Below are 17,055 nucleotides of genomic sequence, written 5' to 3' on the forward strand. Positions count from 1 at the left end.
AAATATACTTCTTCCATCCACACAGGATAAAACATCATCCTCATGAAACAAAAGTAACCAACGAAGTAAAAGTAAAGCACACTGTCAAACAATCAACAAAATACAAATGAATAGTATTGGGGAAATTCATGGAACTACATAGCAATGTTTACTATAAACATGCCGATATCAATATAATGGTCAAGCTAGACCGTTTATTTAAAGAACACAGAGGGGATCGAGAAAAATTTATCTCATTTGCCGTTGAACTCAACCCTGAGGATGGGCAAGCACTTGCTGAAGATATCACCGATATTGTTGATCAGATCGACTTTGATTTAGGACCTGAATCCATACACTCGACTGCAGGCTATTCTGTTGCTCATTTTGTTCACGGTTCAGCAGGTGATGAGTTTATTGAAGCCATTCTACTTTTTTTAAAAGCACTTGTACCCGAGATACATGCTCAAGCATGGGGCTGCGGTGATGATGATCCTTGGGAGTTTTGGTTCAAATTTGAAGATGACGAGTTAGTTCGTGAAGATGATGAACCTTTTAATGATCCTGATGAAGATGAAGAAATCAAGACCTCTATCTATGCATGGTGGCATGCTGAAATGCCAGAAAAAATTAAAGAAGGCTTTCTAAACCGAGAAGAAGGCTAATCTATTAAAATAGAAAGTATAGTCATTGACCTATACTTTCTATTTCATTTGAAATTAATCCAATGCTTTCATTTATGCCTGTAGACATTTTTATATCATTGATTTTAATTCCAATCAGATAAAACCGAGCTTCATTTGATATAGTTTTATTTATCACTCACACCATTTTTAACATCAACCGCATGTTGAATAGATCGTGTCAAAACACCAACAAGTTCAGCATTCTGAATTTCCACTTGAGTTAAGCGTGCTATGTTCACATCCATTGCTTCTTGTTGAACCTGCATTTTTTTTGCCAAATCTTGCATAATATTCAAAGTCGCTTTGAGATGATCTTCTTGTGCTTTGACCCTATTTTTTAAATCACTCACTTCTATTTGTGATGCAATGAAGTCTTTTTTAATTTTCGTCAGTTGCCAAACCAATAACGCAATTGCTAAATACAGTAACAACATCCCCAGTAAGATTGAATTCATCTACTCATCCCCCTTAAAAATTTTAATGCTTTCAACTTAAGCTTTCGATCTATTATTTTTATGAAAAATAAAAGGATTCTGACAAATCAAGTAACCGATTTGCATAACCCCATTCATTGTCATACCAAGCATAAACTTTTGCTTGACGACCTACCACCATTGTTTGGGTCAAATCGACCACCAACGAATAAGGTGAATGATTAAAATCGCTCGACACCAAATATTCATTGGTCACCGACATTATTTCAGCATAGTCATATTGGGCTGCTGCAATCATTTTGTCATTAATGGCTTGAGTACTAATAGCTGACTGTGCAATAAAGGTTAAATCAATTGCTGCAACATTGATGGTCGGCACACGAATTGAATAACCATCGATGCGATCCTCCATCTTTGGCATGACTTGCTTTAAAGCCCCCAAAGCCGATGACGTTGTTGGAATAATGTTATGCCCTGCTGCACGCGCTCGACGTAAATCACGGTGTGCGTGATCAAGTACGCACTGATCTGCCGTAACTGCATGAATCTCCGTCATCATAGCTGTATCTATACCAAAGGCATCATCAATAATTTTAACCAATGGCACTAAAGCCTGTGTAGTACAAGAAACGCCTGAAATAATCTGATCCGTTGGCTTCACATCATGGTGATTCACACCATACACAATCGCTGCATCTACAGTATCAAAAGGTGCAGCCCCAATAATGACCCGCTTTGCACCCGCAGTAATATGGCGCGTTGCCGCAGCACGTGAGCGAAATAAACCACTACATTCTAGAACCAAGTCAATATTGAGCATTTGCCATGGTAGTTGTTCAGGATCAGCTTGCTGTAAAACTTGAACTTTCAATTTGCACTGACGGGCATCAATACATAAAAAGATATCTTCACCTTCTTGTAAAATATTAACGACACCATCAAAACGTCCATGCGTGGTGTCATATTTAAACAAGTGAACTAAAGTTTCTACATCTGCAACATCATTTATTGCAACAATTTCAAAATGGAACGGTTTTGGATTTTCAAACCACGCACGCAGGACATTCCGTCCGATTCGCCCAAAACCATTAATTGCCACACGTTGCATCTGAGTTCCCTTTTACAGCACAAGCCGTTCAAGGCTATATGTTATAGGATTTGAACAAATTACTGTGATAATTTACACATCAATCAAATAAATAATTCAGCATTTCAATTAGAACTGCTCCATATTCAATAATGACAACACTATCGATATTAGAAACAGTCTCTTTTTAATGCTGACAAAATGACTTCTCAGCATAGCCAAAAATTAAAACTCATCACCATCCAAAACTCTATTTCACATAAAGATAAGGAATAAAATTAAAATAGAAGCATTCATTCTTAGTTATATTTTCATTCACAAATTTAAATTCAATTAAAAAATTTGATCTACCTCTAAAACCATTGCCACGCCAGTACCACCAGTGGCATATGCTGTTGTTGAAGCTCGTACAATCTTCGACTAATGACACGCTCTCCAGTTACACCAAATGGATGACCATACGCTACAGAACCATCATTCGCATTTAAAATAGCGTAATTAACTTCACCGACAGCCTGATTACGATTGAGTACTATGTTCGCATAACTTTCGGAAGCTAAACCTTTAATATTAATATTTGATAAAACCTGACCCGAAAACGCACCATGCATATCAATTAACATCATTTTAGCAAGCATGGTACCTGCACGATCTAATCCAATAGGCTCTACAAGTACAGAATCCGTTATGGTTTACAGGGCATCAACATAAAAGAAAATAAAGCCTTACATGGTTCCCCCCTTAAAACATGTAAAGAACGTGTAAAAAAGCAATAAAAAGCACACGACCGTACTTTATGAACGTTAATGACACACTGTATATTCCCCATAAATCTAATTTTTTATAAAGTGATACCCTCTAAATTTCCCCCCTTCGCTTTTACAGAGAAAAACCTGCGATTCACTTGAAAATCATTGGTACAACTGTGTTTTTCCGTTATACTTTGGCGTTTTAAAAAATTAAGCCCGTGTACAGAATAAGCATACAAATCAGACTTGCCCTGTGCATTTTTAGCCAATATGAAAAATTAAGGAGTGACTTGGTTGTGAGTACTCGTTTTATGACAACTGCTGAAATACGTGAAGCATTTTTGCGCTACTTTGAATCGCAAGGACATACACGTGTCGCGTCAAGTTCACTAGTACCTGCCAATGACCCTACTCTGCTTTTCACCAATGCCGGTATGAATCAGTTTAAAGACTGTTTCTTAGGTCTTGAAAAGCGTGACTATGTTCGTGCAACAAGTTCACAAAAATGTGTTCGTGCAGGCGGAAAACATAACGACTTAGACAATGTCGGTTACACAGCACGTCACCATACATTCTTTGAAATGTTGGGTAACTTTTCATTTGGTGATTATTTCAAGCGTGATGCGATCAAATTTGCTTGGGATTTCCTCACTGGCGAACAATGGTTAGCACTTCCTAAAGATAAACTATATGCCACTGTTTACCATACCGATGACGAAGCCTTTGATATTTGGAACAAAGAAATTGGGCTAGATGCCGACCGTATAATTCGTATTGGTGATAATAAAGGCGGTCAATACGCTTCAGATAACTTCTGGGCAATGGGTGATACAGGTCCTTGTGGTCCTTGTTCTGAAATTTTCTTTGACCATGGCGATCATATTTGGGGTGGCTTACCAGGCACACCTGAAGAAGATGGCGATCGTTTCATTGAAATCTGGAACAACGTCTTCATGCAATTCAACCGTACAGCAGACGGCGTACTTCACGCACTTCCTGCACCATCGGTTGATACAGGTATGGGCTTGGAGCGTATTTCTGCAGTTTTACAACATGTAAATTCAAACTATGAAATCGATCTATTCCAAGACTTATTGAAATCAGCAGCAGAAATCATTGGTTTAGATACGACTGCACTTGAAGCTGAAGCTACTGAGAAAAACACACCTGTACAATATCCTGCATCTCTAAAAGTCGTAGCCGATCATGCGCGTTCTTGCTGTTTCTTAATTGCAGATGGCGTGAATCCTTCAAATGAAGGTCGTGGTTATGTGTTGCGTCGTATTATTCGTCGTGCAGTACGTCACGGCAATAAACTCGGCGCTACAGGCTCATTCTTCCATAAAATGTTACAGCCTTTAATTGCTGTAATGGGTCAAGCTTATCCTGAACTTGAAGCACAAAAAGTACGTATCGAAGCACAATTACTGAAAGAAGAAGAACAATTTGCAAAAACTTTAGAACAAGGTTTGAAATTGCTTGAAGGTGAATTGGCAAATCTAAAAGAAAAAGTGATTCCAGGTGAAGTTGTTTTTAAACTTTACGACACTTACGGCTTCCCTGCTGATTTAACTGCCGATATTGCTCGTGAACGTGATTTAACGATCGATGAAGCTGGCTTTGAAGTTGAAATGGCAGCTCAACGTCAACGTGCACGTGATGCGGGTAAATTCGCAGTCGACTATAACGCCATTGTTAAAGTTGAAGGCGAAACTCAATTTGATGGCTATGATGCAACTCAAGGTCAAGGTCAAATTATTGCCATTTACAAAGATGGTGAGCAAGTTGATGAAGTAGTTGAAGGTGACGAAGCGCTTATTGTACTGAACCAAACCCCTTTCTATGCAGAAAGCGGTGGTCAAGTCGGTGACACAGGTCTATTTAAAAATGATACGGGTATTTTTGAAGTTCAAGATACCAAAAAATCTGGTGGTGCTTTTGTGCACCAAGGGATCGTAACTGTTGGTAGCCTAAAAGCAACTCAATCTGTTGAAGCAATTGTTAAAGCTGATCTTCGAGCTGCAACTGCACGTAACCACTCTGCAACACATTTATTGCATGCAGCACTACGTCAAGTGCTTGGTGAACATGTTCAGCAAAAAGGTTCTTTGGTTGCTTCAGAAATTTTACGTTTCGACTTTGCCAATGACCAACCTGTGTCATTTGAACAATTGCAAGAAATTGAACGTATTGTTAACCGTGAAGTTATTGCCAATACAGCAGTTTCAACTGAAATTTTAGACATCGATGCCGCGAAAGCAAAAGGTGCAATGATGTTGTTCGGTGAAAAGTATGGCGATGAAGTTCGTGTACTGTCTATGGGTACAACACAAGACGAGAAAAACTTCTCAATCGAGCTTTGTGGTGGTATTCACGTAAAACGTACTGGTGATATTGGTCTATTCAAAATTACATCTGAAGGTGGCGTAGCTGCGGGTGTACGTCGTATTGAAGCTGTGACAGGTACGAAAGCGATTGAAACTGTACAAAAAGCTGATCGTGATATTCATAGTATCAATGAACTATTGAAAGCACAAAAAGATCAAACTGTAGAGAAAGTTGAAGCTTTATCTGCAACTGCATCAAGCTTGCAAAAACAAATTGAGCAACTCAATCAAAAATTGGCGAGCTTCCAAGCAGCTGAATTATTGAACCAAGTTCAACAAATTGCAGGACGTACAACATTAATTACAACCGTACAAAACATGGATGCGAAGTCACTTCGTAATCTACATGACGGTGTAAAATCAAAATTAGACAATGCTGTCATTGTCCTTGCAGGTGTGGAAGATGACAAAGTCAGCTTAATCGCATCAGTTGCAAAAGACTTTACAGCGACTCTAAAAGCAGGTGACATCATCAAACACTTAGCCTCTGAGCTTGGTGGTAAAGGTGGTGGTAAACCTGATCTAGCACAAGGTGGCGCGCCACTTAACGAGAAGTTTGCTCCTGTGATGGCTGATCTGTCAGCTTGGCTTGAAGCAAAATAATACTTCACCTTTACCTTTTGTGTAACTGACCCTCGATGATGACATCAGGGTCAAAGCTCTTATGGAACAACTATGGCATTAATCGTTCAAAAGGATTGGTGCTATTGTGACACTCTACGACAAGTTAAGACATGATTAGCCATATAATCCTTTATTATCTTAACTTTAACTGCTTTTAATATAGACACACCAAGACATATTAAGACACAATAAGCCACGTTGATTTTGTACACACTTGTGTACATATCCGTGGCTTTTGTTTGATCTTTAAAATTATGTACACAGGTACTATATGTCTCTCACTGATGCGTGGCTAAAAAATAATAATGGTAAAGTCCGAGATAAAACTGAAGAGGTTGCAGATCGGGACTCTATGAGTGTTCGTATTTCACCTAAGGGCAAAATTGTTTTTCAATTACGTTACCGGTTTGCAGGAAAGGCTGAGAGATTAGATTTAGGTACATACCCTCACCTATCGCTAAAAGATGCCAGAATCAAAGCCAATGAAATGCGTTCACTGCTAGATAAAGGACAAAACCCCAAAATAGAAATTAGAGTACAGCAACAAAAATATATTAATGCCTTTACATTAAAAGAGGTCTTTGATGATTGGTATGAAAGCTATTGTGTAAAAAAGAAATCATCTGCTGCAGATATAAGAACTTCATTTGAATTGCATGTTTTTCCTAAAATTGGTGATTTACCAATTGATCGGATCACCCTACAGCAATGGCTTGCCGTATTAGAAGAATTAGCAGAAGAAAAACCCTCTATTGCTGAGCGTATACTCACCAATGCTAAACAAGTTTTGAAGTGGGCTAAGAAGCGAGAGTTACTTATAGTTAATGCTTTGTCTGATATTTACGCCAAAGAGGATTTAGGAATTGAAAAGAATAGAGTTACTCGAATATTAGATGATGAAGAGATAACAATGGTTTTGATGGCCATTGATGAATCAAAAATATTGCCAAAAAATAAAATATTTTTAAAACTTTGTTTAATGTTCGGCTGTCGAAATGGAGAGCTACGAAAAGCCAAGAAGCAAGATTTTGACCTTAAAAAGAAAGTTTGGATTGTTCCTGTTGAAAACAATAAAGTTGGTAAAAAGACTGGGCGTGAAATAATTCGTCCGATTCTCCCCGAAATGGAGGATTTAATTATTGAAGCAATGGAACACAATAATAGTGAATACTTTCTGACAAATGATAATGCTGATACACCTATGGGTAATGGAGCCTCTATTGCCCTGCCAGCGAATGTTATGGAAAGATTACGCAGACATCACGATTATCATATGAAGCATTGGACTCTACACGACCTTCGAAGAACAGCTAGGACAAATTTTAGTGCATTCACTTCACGAGATGTTGCAGAATTGATGATCGGTCATGTAATGCCTGGTGAACAAGGCACATATGATTATTATGAGTACATACCGCAGCAGACTGAAGCATATACAAAGTGGCTTGATAAGCTGACATGCCTTACAAAGAAACCATGATAGTGCGCTGAACCCTATCATGGTTTCATATAAAATATTGATGCTTATAGATAAAGTTCAAGTATTTCGCACAAGGTGTATTATGTTAATTTTAGAAAATCTAAAAGTATCTTACTTATTAAAATCTTAGGAAATGTAGGCTATTTATGTCATTTGACTTTGTAAAAATCTTTAAAGAAATTGATCTTCATAAAAATGATCCAGATATTGATAATTTCATGACTAGGATCATTAATCATTGCTATGAAATGCAGCCAAACAAAAGTTGGGATCTATTCAAAGAATTAGATTACACAACTGAAGTTAAAAGTTTAACAGCCCATATAATTGACACTTTAAAAAAAGAAACTTCTCCCTTTATTGAGCAAGGGTTTTGGTTTGGTCTTTCTGATAATGGTTATCTATATTTTGCAGTATCAGATCAATATATTGCAGAAGAAGATAATCTAGATTGGATGTCTGAAGCCAAAACATATTACCCTGAGCAAGGAGCTTTTAGCTCTAAAATTTTACGATCTATTGAAGAATTAGCAGATGAAACTGAACTAGATAATTATGCTGAATATCCTTTGTTCTTAGCTTATGCACTTAAGCTAGCACAAGCGTCAATCAATCATTATAAAACCGCTTATCCAGAGAGCAAGATTGGGTATTCTGTTGGATATGATTCAGGAGATTTCATTACAGGCGGATGGATTTAATTCTTCCATTTAACATAATTGGCGTTACACGGACTAAAAAAGCCTAGATTAATATCTAGGTTTTGAAATTATAAAAATTATAAATATTAATACCACAGGGTCAAATTCTTGATTTCGCATAAGTGCATTATGTTAAATGGAGGAAGTTATTTAAGTATTTGTATATTATATTTATAAATTTTAATAGTAGCCCAAGTTCACCTTAATGCGACAGAACCAGATTTTGCCCACTGTAAAACCAAATCATCTTTCTCAGTCAGTGTTAATTTAGTTTGAGAATTATCATACTTACCAGGTACAGCCTCATGTCCAGAACATTCATTATTATTGTGAACCCAAATACCATCCTCGCCCACAAAATAGGTATGATATTCTTCAACTTCCAAATTAAATACCTGAGTACTTAGTGTTGCAACTCCTCCCCGGAAATTCCATAGATACTCAGTTTCCTCTATTGATAAGGTATTATAATCATGTCTGGCATCATATGAACTATCGATATCATAACTACCCACTTTTAAGCCTGTAGCTGAGTCCACAATTACCATATCTAAATCTGGCCACATTTCATTACGAGAACAGAACCCAACTTTACTTAAATCAAATAATGCATTTTTATTAATTTGAATTAAGTGTTTCTCCACTTTAAGGACCGGATAAACAGATACGACTGAAAATTCTTTTTTTGAATCGAAAGAAGAAAGAGTACTTTCATAGTCATCAATGTTGCATACTGGAACCCACTCTTTCCTACTTTCAACCCATATAGGATGATTTTCAGAAACGAATAATGTCTTCACTTTAAGTCTTTCACCATCACTGTATTCTACATCATGATCAACATACAGTAACCGATATATTAAATCCTCCCCTGAACAAAAAGCTCTCGTTACTCGTTTATATTCAGTCGGCGCATTTTTCCCACCCCATTCAGGACGAGATAAAACCATATCACCTAGTTTAATTTCATGAATTTTGATTAAACCCTTATCAGTATTTACAAGAGTTCCAGCAGGAAAACCAGCTCCTGAACCAAGATATGAATTCATAAATGTCTCTCTATATTTTTAATTGATAATTAATCAGTTTTTCTAAAATTAACATAATACACCTTATGCGAAATAGCCCTCTAAAGGGCTTTCTCAAACAACTTTCGCTCTTCAGCACGACGATTCACAAGACCCTGCATTACCTTGCCACCACCTTTATTCCATACATTAAATTGAGCAGATGCACCCTTATAATCTGATTCATTCAATATTTTGAGCAATGTAGATTTCTCAAAAGCTCCTTTACCGATGTTATAAGCAAGCGATACAAGTGCATCAAACTGATTTTGATTGATCGAAACAGTCACAGCACTATTCACAGCAGATTCAAATTTCTTTAAATCATGTGCCATATACGCTTTGGCTTGTGCTTCAGTGCAAGTATCCCCTTTTTTAACCTTGATGCCGTTGGGATAAATTGTGGTACCAAAACCGATGGTCCATACACCAACACCATCGTCATACGCTTTGAGTTTTAAGCCTTCAAAACCACAGATTAAAACCATGCCTGAGTTACTGACTGTCTTTGCTTTTTGTTGAAAGCCCGCAACCAAGTGATTAATTTGATCAACTTGCACTTGCGATAAAGATCCACCCGCTAATTTCCGAAAATTACTAAAAAGATTCGTCAAGTTGTCATCTGTATTCGGAACGGCTGCGAAGCTTTGGATCTGATGTAGTTGTGGCTGATAAATTTTGCGACCGATTAAGGCTAAAATTGGCAGTACCGTACCAATAATAATTGGCTCATACTCTTTCGGTACTAATTCAAAATCTAAAGCCCATTGCAATGCGGGAATAAGCACAAGCAATAAAAAAGCCCCCAACATTGGGAGCTTTACGGATAAGTGCTTGAATGCACTTTCATTGATTAATTTCATTTACTGTCCTCTCTATGACTTTGAATAATTGCCATATCTTGCTTAAGTTGATTAATTGAACTAATGGTCCATGTACCACCCGATATTGCTACACCCAACACAATGCCAAGCCCCCACTTCAGCATGGCAATTGCACCTTGCGCTTTGTGATTCTGCTGTTCCAGTGCCTCCACTTTCACCCGTTGCTGATCAAGTGCCTGGTGATACCCTTTATTAATTGCGTTTGTTTCCACCAACTGCTCAGATACTTTTTGCAGTTTATCAGCGACCTCATTTAACTTTTTCCACAGTGATGCACTTGGCTCATTCACATACGCCCCCTTATTTTTGGCAATAAAAAAACACCTTTCGGTGCATATATATCAATTAAGTTTAGACTTCTATCTGAACCACAGTACCCAACGGTGCAGACCTTTTGATTTCATTATTGGAGATAAAGACCTTATCTCCTATTTTGTAAATAACCTGACTCGTGCACATCACCAAGCCTGAATTATCAGAAACCAATACTTTATAATTCGGATGATTCACAGAAGTAATGGTTCCAACAAATTCAGGGGTTTTAGGCATTAAAGCCATAAGCCTTTTTAGTGCATTACTCATTCACTGTGCGCTCCACTTTGATCTGCTGTTTAACTTCAGCATAAGTAAATGAAACACTCACTGAATCAACAACACCCCACCATTCGGTATTAAATGCTACTGTTTCTCCCGGTGTAAACTCTCCCAATGTAGACTCAATAGGCAAAGTGAAATCATGTGATTCAACACGACCTGATTTTGCTAACTGAGCTTTACCAAAGCCCCCCATACTGACAGCAGTGAATAGAGTATTGCTTACAGGCTCAAGTAGAATATCCCCTGCAGTATCTCGCCTTTTCACTTGTCCAACATTGCCATTTCGAGAGTTTGTTAGCGTAATTGAATTGTAGCTTGATAAATCATCAAAACTTTCAGAGTGCTGTAATACAAGGCTTTCAGGCAGTATTTTGTCATAATCGTCAAACTGCATAGTATCCCAATACGTCTTTTTATAAAGTGGACGAATTGAGATCGTATTGCTATTTTTTTCACTATAAATAAACCCGCCACCTGCTTCAGCTATCATTTTAATTACATCGATTGGTGCGAGGTTCGTATAACTCAAACTTTCTGTCTCAACAATCCAACCAAGCTCATCGAGCAGTTGCCAGTCTAAGAGTGTTCCACTATTCACTCGATCAAGTTCAGCTTGCACAAGTTGCACAGAAGTTCGTTCATTTTCTTGCAAATAAGAGCGTACAGGCGCGTACTTCGATTCAAGCAACGCAGACTGACTTCGACCTGTGAGCGTGTATTTTGTATCTGCAAATTGGCGAGATTTAGAGTGTTCTTCATAGAACATTAAGTGAGTATTTCCATTCACGCTGATTTGAAGCACATCACCAATTTCTAGTTTACTTATTTCAGGTTCGGCAACAGTCAAGCTATAGGACCAACACCATCGACTTCGATCTGTATTGTATGAGCCGTTGTAAACCTTAATTTCTTCACCTGTTCGTGTATTTACAACCGATACATTGTTCACGATATACCACCATTTTTTATTTGCTACGCCTGGTATGCAGTTATCAACTCCAAAATTCAGGATGACATTGTGTGCATCAACTTCTGCACATAAACAATTGAACTCTAAATCTTTGTTTCCAAAATATTCAGGAATTTCAGGCTTTGGCCATGGTTGAATTGGGTGTTTGCGATAGTGAATAGGCTTTGCTACATCCCAAGTCAAATGACTTGTAGTGATTAATTCAAGACCTCGATCCCATTCAAATTGATAAGTCCTTTCGAAGTGTTGAGCAACGTCATACGAGTAAGTAAACTGCTTTCGCTTTTTGACTAACTCAACCCAATCAAATTGCCTCTGAATATTTAGCTTTTTAGATTCTTCCAAAATCAAAGATCGCTCAATTCTGATCCTTTCATTATCCTGCCATACAAAATTAGATCCTATTCCAAGTCCACTTGCTTGCTCATAAACCTTCTGAATCGATTGATTAAGCGCGTTGGCTTTTTCAAACTTAAGATTACTTGCTACTGATAAAACTAATCCTTTGTCGTAAAAAAAAGCACTGTCTAGTGCATTCAGAATTGGTTTTGAAAATTTAAATGCATTTTGCATCGTGATTTGCTGTGCTAATTGATATTGATCCGTTAGTAAGTAAAAAACCCCCAAATTATGATTAATATCAAATCGCGCTGTCAGATCGGGTTTGAATGACGTACTCACAGTTGCTTCGAGCGTACAAAACTGATCAATGCGTACAGCTATTATTTCTGCTGTAAAGCCTGTACTAAGTGTGCTGTTCAGTTTTGATAATTGACCCTGAACCGCATATATCTTAGTAATAAATCCAGTCTGAATATTTGCATCAAGTGTATTTAAGCTGAAGCTTTCCGCAATTAATTCAGCAAAAAATACTGTGTGAATAACAGCATCAAGAGTTGCTGTATGTATTTCATCGATACCGAAATTCAGTACAACATTATGAGCATCGACAACTTGAAGCTCATCTTTAAAGTTCAGATTTACAAAATGTGAGTCTGCTGGCGTATAGTTAGACACATCTACACCCTTTTAAGTTATTGAATCACTGGTCTCAATATGACTGAATTCAGCATGAGTGTTGATCCAGCAACTAGCACTGGATTATTTAATGCGATATGGTCACCAACAACAAAATCCGCAATTGCCGAACCAGATCCACTGTAGAGTCTTACCCAGACTGCGGTGTCATCTTTTAAAACAACAGCTGCATCAGTTTGTTGAAGCTCGATGTTGTCAGGATTTAGCTTTTTAAAAGATGGCTTGGGTAATGTCATTGTGACTAAGCGCTTAGTTTCATCTGCTGCTGTACTTGTATTTGCAGGTTTTGCACCACTATAAAAAGCAAAGGTAGCATTGTTGCTACCTTGATCTATGAAATCTGCAAGTGCCTTTAGTTGCGCAAGCCCTGCATCTAAAGATGGAATCACTGTGCTCATTTGGCTTTCACTCCATCTGCAATAACCGCGTTATAGTTGCGCTGTGGATCGAATGCTGTGATGAAGCACTCAAGACCTACAGCAATATTCCGAAATGCATATGAACCATCAGATTTTGAAGTGGTGGTCCATAAAAGTTGTTTATTGGTTCGCTTAAATACACAGACTTCAACATTCGGGAAAATGGCATTTTTCTTTAGTGTTGTGCCTTTGATTTGACCAAAACCCTGATTAACATTTAAGACCGTGATTATCGAGCGCGGTATCTTTAATATCACATACTTCATTTCTTCTAATTTGTCATAATCCGGCACATATCCACCGAAAAAGGTTCTAAAAAGTTTAATTTTCAATTTTTATCTCCTCCACAGGCACAGCAACCCATAGACGGCCAAGACCGTGCACACAGACATTAGAGCCAAGATCAACATCCTTGGTGGAAATAGGGCTTGTGCTCACGCCGGGTAAATCCGGAATATTTAGCGGTCCTATTGATAAAGTTTGTAACCCACCAAAGACAAACCCAATGAACTGTTTTGTCGAATAATCAAAAAGCTGGATTGGTCTTGAGGCTGTTGCACCAAATGCATCAATGTTTGAGGGCAATAATGAGTCATCTGACTGGGGGTAAAGCAACTCTCCTGGTGTGCTACCAGTTGTTTTAGTAATATTTATAGCGACACGATACTTCCCTAAGTAGGCCAAAAAACCACTTCCAGACTGTGTTGATGGTTTGGTTTTTGATGTTACCCCCTGATTATCCCCAATTACCACTGGATAATTTAGGTTTTCATAATCAAAACAGTGCGTTGGTATAATGGAGAATGAGCACCTTGCGCCCGCTCTAGCATCAACACTAGATGCATTGTAGCTATTTACCATTATTACGAGATGATAGATACTTCCAACAAGTATTCCACGACCAAAAACAGATGCTCCTTGAGAGTATGTATAGTTATTAGGTGTGCTATCTGCAGTATCTGTGAAATCCCATCTTAATTGCGGATCAGCATTATTTGGCAGCATCACACTACCAAGATTACCAGCAATGTTGGAGTCGTTAATAACACCTGTTGATAAAACAAATCCCCTTCCAATGGCGCAAATAAGAGCATTCCGATGATTTAATTCTGTTTGAAAGCAAAATCTCGCATATAGATCAGTATCATCAATATGCTTAAATTTATAAACATGAATATTTGACTGCTCATAAACCAACTGCCACCCGAGGGGTGCAATAAATGTAGTAAACCCACCTAAAACGGTTGATGGAGCATTATCAATTGTCAGTGTCACAGTATTACTTGTCGCACTATCAATAACATACTCACCGTTTAAATTTGGCGCATTAAGCTTTAAAACACGGTCAGCAACATAACCATGGTTCACACCATACGTTAAAACCACCTGTTTACCTGTCACAGCAACACTTGAAACGGTTTGAGTGTTATAACCAAGCGCAAGCATTTTTTTAAAGCGATCAGGAAAAAGGTTTTTTGATCCTGCACAAAAATCCAGACCAACATCTGAGAATTCAAACATTTTTGTTTGCGTCTGCTTCATTGCCATTTTCGAATACCCATTAAAAAGACCGCAATAAGCGGCCATATTTGATTTAAATTTTAAACCACACGATCAATATCACCACGTAGCATGATTTGAAACTGATCTGTAAGTTCTGTTGGTTCTGATTGTTTGACTGTTCGAATCGCCCAAATCGGAAAATTCGACGCTATTGTATTAAAACGCATCACGTTACCATTTGCCCAACCTGAACCCCATCCTTCTTTTTTAATTGTGAAGTATGGCGCATTGGTGATTGGATTCAGTGGAAAGAAATCAATACTCGTACTTCCTGTCCCAACCTCACCCGAATACTCACCAACGCATTTAAATGTTGTGCCACTTGTAAACACAATCGCAAAGCGCTCTTGAATAGCTCCCTGATTGGTCATCGCAATCGGATAGATAGCATCATTGTAGTTTGCTGAAATTCCTCCGCCTGATCCTTCATCAGCCCATACACTTGACCATGTCTGTTGCACAAACTTGTTTGTATATCGCGCTTGCATGTCATCAATGACAAGCGCTGAACCCACAATTGTGTTTTCTGTACTGTAGTTATGTGTAATTTGCTTAGCGAATGTTAATTGACCGTTGATTTGCACATCTGATATCAGAAGCATGTCTTGGTAGCGATATTGAGCTGTAAATGGAGGGGTAAGTGCATTTACAGCAAAATCACCACTTAAAGTAAATTTACCGTAGTCATAATCCACCACATACATATCAAAAGGAACTTTCATGCCTTTGCTATCAATCAATTCACACCAAGAAATACGCGAATCAGGCAATTGATAGGTCTTGCCTGCCACATGGTCTACCATTGAAAAATCTTTGGATGCACTGATAACAGCAATATCCCCGACTCTGAAAATCGGTACCTGCCCGTCTGATGGTAGTCGAGTTGCTGAAATGCCGAGTACTTCAGGATCGAGCGGAATATATGAAAAACTCACAGCGTTATACTTAATTTCATCTGCAGAGAACCAAGATGGCAAGAATACTGTATATAACCCAGCTCCCTCTGCAGAAGAATAGTTTGCTTCACTAAACCAACTATACTTATCAAAATACGCTTGTAATTGAACCTCATTAACCGATTGAATCTGCTCGGTGAAATACAGCTTTACAGTGCCATTTTCATAATTTACAGTGCCTTTGACCTGATTGTGAGTAATATTTCCATTCTGATCAGCTGTTACGTTAATTACTGCAGGTGAACCGATTAGTAGCTGAAAAGATAATGGGCGAATTGGCACAGTTGGGATTTTAAAGACAACAAAAGCCTGCGGCATTGAATCAACCACTTGCGATACAGACTCCCATTGCACTTGATTTCCTGAATTTGCAATCATGCTTGTGAAAGACATTCGCCCAGCACTTGAATCAAATATTCCAGAAGCAATACCCGATCCTGTACTTGTATCCATTGATGTGTAAACGCTTGCGCCCGAAACAAAATATCGTTGATTATTGATTCTCAGCGAAATTGTTTCCTCAGCCAATCCCATTCCCTGATCTTTATCAATAAACAAACAGTATTCAGATGTACGATTCAATTGCGTTGTTATCGCTTCTGATACAGCATCAACGGGCGCACTGTATTTAAAGTCTTGCGAACCACTTTCTTTGGCAAATATCACATTGATTGACTCAACACCTGTGGTCTGAGTCTTATAGTACCCATCTGCTGTTTTAACAGTGCGGCGATAAAGCACACCTGTTGCCCAAGCCGCCATCTTGACCACTTTTGTTGTGTAATTAATCGTACCAACTTTTTGCAGTTTTTTGCTGTATGTGCTATCCGTCAGAAATATTTCACCGCTTATATCTTTGTAATAAAACTCATTACTGAGAATCGCCTCTATAGTTGCATTGGCAGTAGCGAGGTAGCTTTCACTGGAACTCAATACCGCACTGAACTTCATGGCATTTTGCTTTACCGAATCAAGCGTGAATTGATACATCTGATATGTCTTACCCGATATTTCAATTCCCTCACCTGCCAACAGTCCAGGCTTGTTACCTGTGGCTATAGATGCGGAGGTGAAAGCCGTATATTCGAAATTGATTTGTGTTGAAACAGGAATTAATAGGTTTGGCTTTAAGATGACCTTCTGATCAATGACTTGACCTGTTGCATGACCTGAAATTGTGCCATCAAGCGCCACATTAGCTGTGTAGTTATCAGCTCCAATCGCCCACTTTAATACACCTGTTGTGTCTACCGGCTTGGCAATCGAATATTCAAGGCTAAGCTTATTAACCTGACGTGCAGTAATGTCGCTATAAGCAACATCATCGGCCCAATAGAAAATGATATCAGTACCCACATCGGGCAATGCACTGAAAGTAATTGCAACCGTACCATTGATATAATCAACAGTTCCAACGCCAATACCGTTGATACC

The 17,055-nt window shown here is 38.3% G+C and carries 16 protein-coding genes; 4 read left to right on the forward strand and 12 right to left on the reverse strand.

What is annotated here, in order from left to right:
* Positions 1-128: 128 nt before the first annotated feature.
* On the forward strand, positions 129-644 hold the full coding sequence (locus ACK1JC_RS10340; RefSeq protein WP_409511790.1) for a hypothetical protein: 516 nt from the start codon (positions 129-131) through the stop codon (positions 642-644).
* A gap of 146 nt (positions 645-790) precedes the next feature.
* On the opposite strand, the gene ACK1JC_RS10345 is transcribed toward ACK1JC_RS10340, so the two are convergent.
* From ACK1JC_RS10345 to ACK1JC_RS10355, 3 genes are all read right to left on the reverse strand, one after another.
* Positions 791-1,120 carry a hypothetical protein gene (locus tag ACK1JC_RS10345; protein ID WP_409511791.1) on the reverse strand — a complete coding sequence of 110 codons (330 nt, stop codon included), beginning with the start codon at positions 1,118-1,120 and terminating at the stop codon, positions 791-793.
* 58 nt (positions 1,121-1,178) lie between these two features.
* A complete protein-coding gene (locus tag ACK1JC_RS10350) occupies positions 1,179-2,207 on the reverse strand; it encodes a type I glyceraldehyde-3-phosphate dehydrogenase (RefSeq protein ID WP_409511792.1) in 1,029 nt (342 codons plus the stop codon).
* A gap of 332 nt (positions 2,208-2,539) precedes the next feature.
* Entirely contained in the window at positions 2,540-2,875 is a 336-nt protein-coding gene (locus ACK1JC_RS10355; protein ID WP_409511851.1) for a hypothetical protein, read from the reverse strand.
* A gap of 356 nt (positions 2,876-3,231) precedes the next feature.
* Here ACK1JC_RS10355 and alaS point away from each other — a divergent pair, with 356 nt between their 5' ends.
* The 3 genes from alaS (at position 3,232) to ACK1JC_RS10370 (ending at position 8,127) form a co-directional block, all read left to right on the forward strand.
* Positions 3,232-5,925 (forward strand): alanine--tRNA ligase, encoded by a 2,694-nt coding sequence (gene alaS / locus ACK1JC_RS10360; protein ID WP_409511793.1) that lies wholly within the window; start codon positions 3,232-3,234, stop codon positions 5,923-5,925.
* Between the two features lie 292 nt (positions 5,926-6,217).
* Positions 6,218-7,426, forward strand: a complete 1,209-nt coding sequence (locus ACK1JC_RS10365; protein WP_409511794.1) for a tyrosine-type recombinase/integrase — start codon at positions 6,218-6,220, stop codon at positions 7,424-7,426.
* Positions 7,427-7,572: 146 nt separating this feature from the next.
* Entirely contained in the window at positions 7,573-8,127 is a 555-nt protein-coding gene (locus tag ACK1JC_RS10370; protein ID WP_409511795.1) for a hypothetical protein, read from the forward strand.
* A 197-nt stretch (positions 8,128-8,324) separates the two neighbouring features.
* Here the strand turns inward: ACK1JC_RS10370 and ACK1JC_RS10375 are convergent, their stop codons facing one another.
* From ACK1JC_RS10375 to ACK1JC_RS10415, 9 genes are all read right to left on the reverse strand, one after another.
* Positions 8,325-9,176 carry a hypothetical protein gene (locus tag ACK1JC_RS10375; RefSeq protein ID WP_409511796.1) on the reverse strand — a complete coding sequence of 284 codons (852 nt, stop codon included), beginning with the start codon at positions 9,174-9,176 and terminating at the stop codon, positions 8,325-8,327.
* 80 nt (positions 9,177-9,256) lie between these two features.
* Complete coding sequence (locus tag ACK1JC_RS10380) at positions 9,257-9,808, reverse strand: lysozyme (RefSeq protein WP_409511852.1); 552 nt, start codon at positions 9,806-9,808, stop codon at positions 9,257-9,259.
* A 245-nt stretch (positions 9,809-10,053) separates the two neighbouring features.
* Positions 10,054-10,368 carry a hypothetical protein gene (locus ACK1JC_RS10385; RefSeq protein ID WP_409510512.1) on the reverse strand — a complete coding sequence of 105 codons (315 nt, stop codon included), beginning with the start codon at positions 10,366-10,368 and terminating at the stop codon, positions 10,054-10,056.
* A gap of 61 nt (positions 10,369-10,429) precedes the next feature.
* The gene (locus ACK1JC_RS10390; RefSeq protein ID WP_409511797.1) at positions 10,430-10,660 is read right to left on the reverse strand and encodes a hypothetical protein; all 231 of its coding nucleotides are present in this window, start codon (positions 10,658-10,660) and stop codon (positions 10,430-10,432) included.
* A complete protein-coding gene (locus ACK1JC_RS10395; protein ID WP_409511798.1) occupies positions 10,653-12,662 on the reverse strand; it encodes a hypothetical protein in 2,010 nt (669 codons plus the stop codon). The genes ACK1JC_RS10390 and ACK1JC_RS10395 overlap by 8 nt, the downstream gene beginning before the upstream one ends.
* 17 nt (positions 12,663-12,679) lie before the next feature.
* Positions 12,680-13,081: a hypothetical protein gene (locus tag ACK1JC_RS10400; protein WP_409511799.1), complete on the reverse strand. Its 402-nt coding sequence runs from the start codon at positions 13,079-13,081 to the stop codon at positions 12,680-12,682.
* Positions 13,078-13,434 (reverse strand): carboxypeptidase regulatory-like domain-containing protein, encoded by a 357-nt coding sequence (locus ACK1JC_RS10405; protein ID WP_409511800.1) that lies wholly within the window; start codon positions 13,432-13,434, stop codon positions 13,078-13,080. The genes ACK1JC_RS10400 and ACK1JC_RS10405 overlap by 4 nt, the downstream gene beginning before the upstream one ends.
* Entirely contained in the window at positions 13,424-14,650 is a 1,227-nt protein-coding gene (locus ACK1JC_RS10410; RefSeq protein WP_409511801.1) for a hypothetical protein, read from the reverse strand. Before ACK1JC_RS10410 ends, ACK1JC_RS10405 begins: the two co-directional genes overlap by 11 nt.
* Positions 14,651-14,703: 53 nt before the next feature.
* Positions 14,704-16,383 carry a hypothetical protein gene (locus ACK1JC_RS10415; protein WP_409511853.1) on the reverse strand — a complete coding sequence of 560 codons (1,680 nt, stop codon included), beginning with the start codon at positions 16,381-16,383 and terminating at the stop codon, positions 14,704-14,706.
* Between the last annotated feature and the right edge of the window lie 672 nt (positions 16,384-17,055).

Origin of the sequence: Acinetobacter sp. TY2, from assembly GCF_046269225.1 — a bacterium.
GTDB lineage: Bacteria > Pseudomonadota > Gammaproteobacteria > Pseudomonadales > Moraxellaceae > Acinetobacter.

Bases quoted from the DNA above. Each gene is read 5' to 3' on its own strand.
- ACK1JC_RS10350 (WP_409511792.1), bottom strand. From the start codon at position 2,207: ATGCAACGTGTGGCAATTAATGGTTTTGGGCGAATCGGACGGAATGTC.
- ACK1JC_RS10345 (WP_409511791.1), bottom strand. From the start codon at position 1,120: ATGAATTCAATCTTACTGGGGATGTTGTTACTGTATTTAGCAATTGCG.
- ACK1JC_RS10410 (WP_409511801.1), bottom strand. From the start codon at position 14,650: ATGGCAATGAAGCAGACGCAAACAAAAATGTTTGAATTCTCAGATGTT.
- ACK1JC_RS10375 (WP_409511796.1), bottom strand. From the start codon at position 9,176: ATGAATTCATATCTTGGTTCAGGAGCTGGTTTTCCTGCTGGAACTCTT.
- ACK1JC_RS10415 (WP_409511853.1), bottom strand. From the start codon at position 16,383: ATGGCGGCTTGGGCAACAGGTGTGCTTTATCGCCGCACTGTTAAAACA.
- ACK1JC_RS10400 (WP_409511799.1), bottom strand. From the start codon at position 13,081: ATGAGCACAGTGATTCCATCTTTAGATGCAGGGCTTGCGCAACTAAAG.
- ACK1JC_RS10390 (WP_409511797.1), bottom strand. From the start codon at position 10,660: ATGAGTAATGCACTAAAAAGGCTTATGGCTTTAATGCCTAAAACCCCT.
- ACK1JC_RS10365 (WP_409511794.1), top strand. From the start codon at position 6,218: ATGTCTCTCACTGATGCGTGGCTAAAAAATAATAATGGTAAAGTCCGA.
- ACK1JC_RS10370 (WP_409511795.1), top strand. From the start codon at position 7,573: ATGTCATTTGACTTTGTAAAAATCTTTAAAGAAATTGATCTTCATAAA.
- ACK1JC_RS10340 (WP_409511790.1), top strand. From the start codon at position 129: ATGGAACTACATAGCAATGTTTACTATAAACATGCCGATATCAATATA.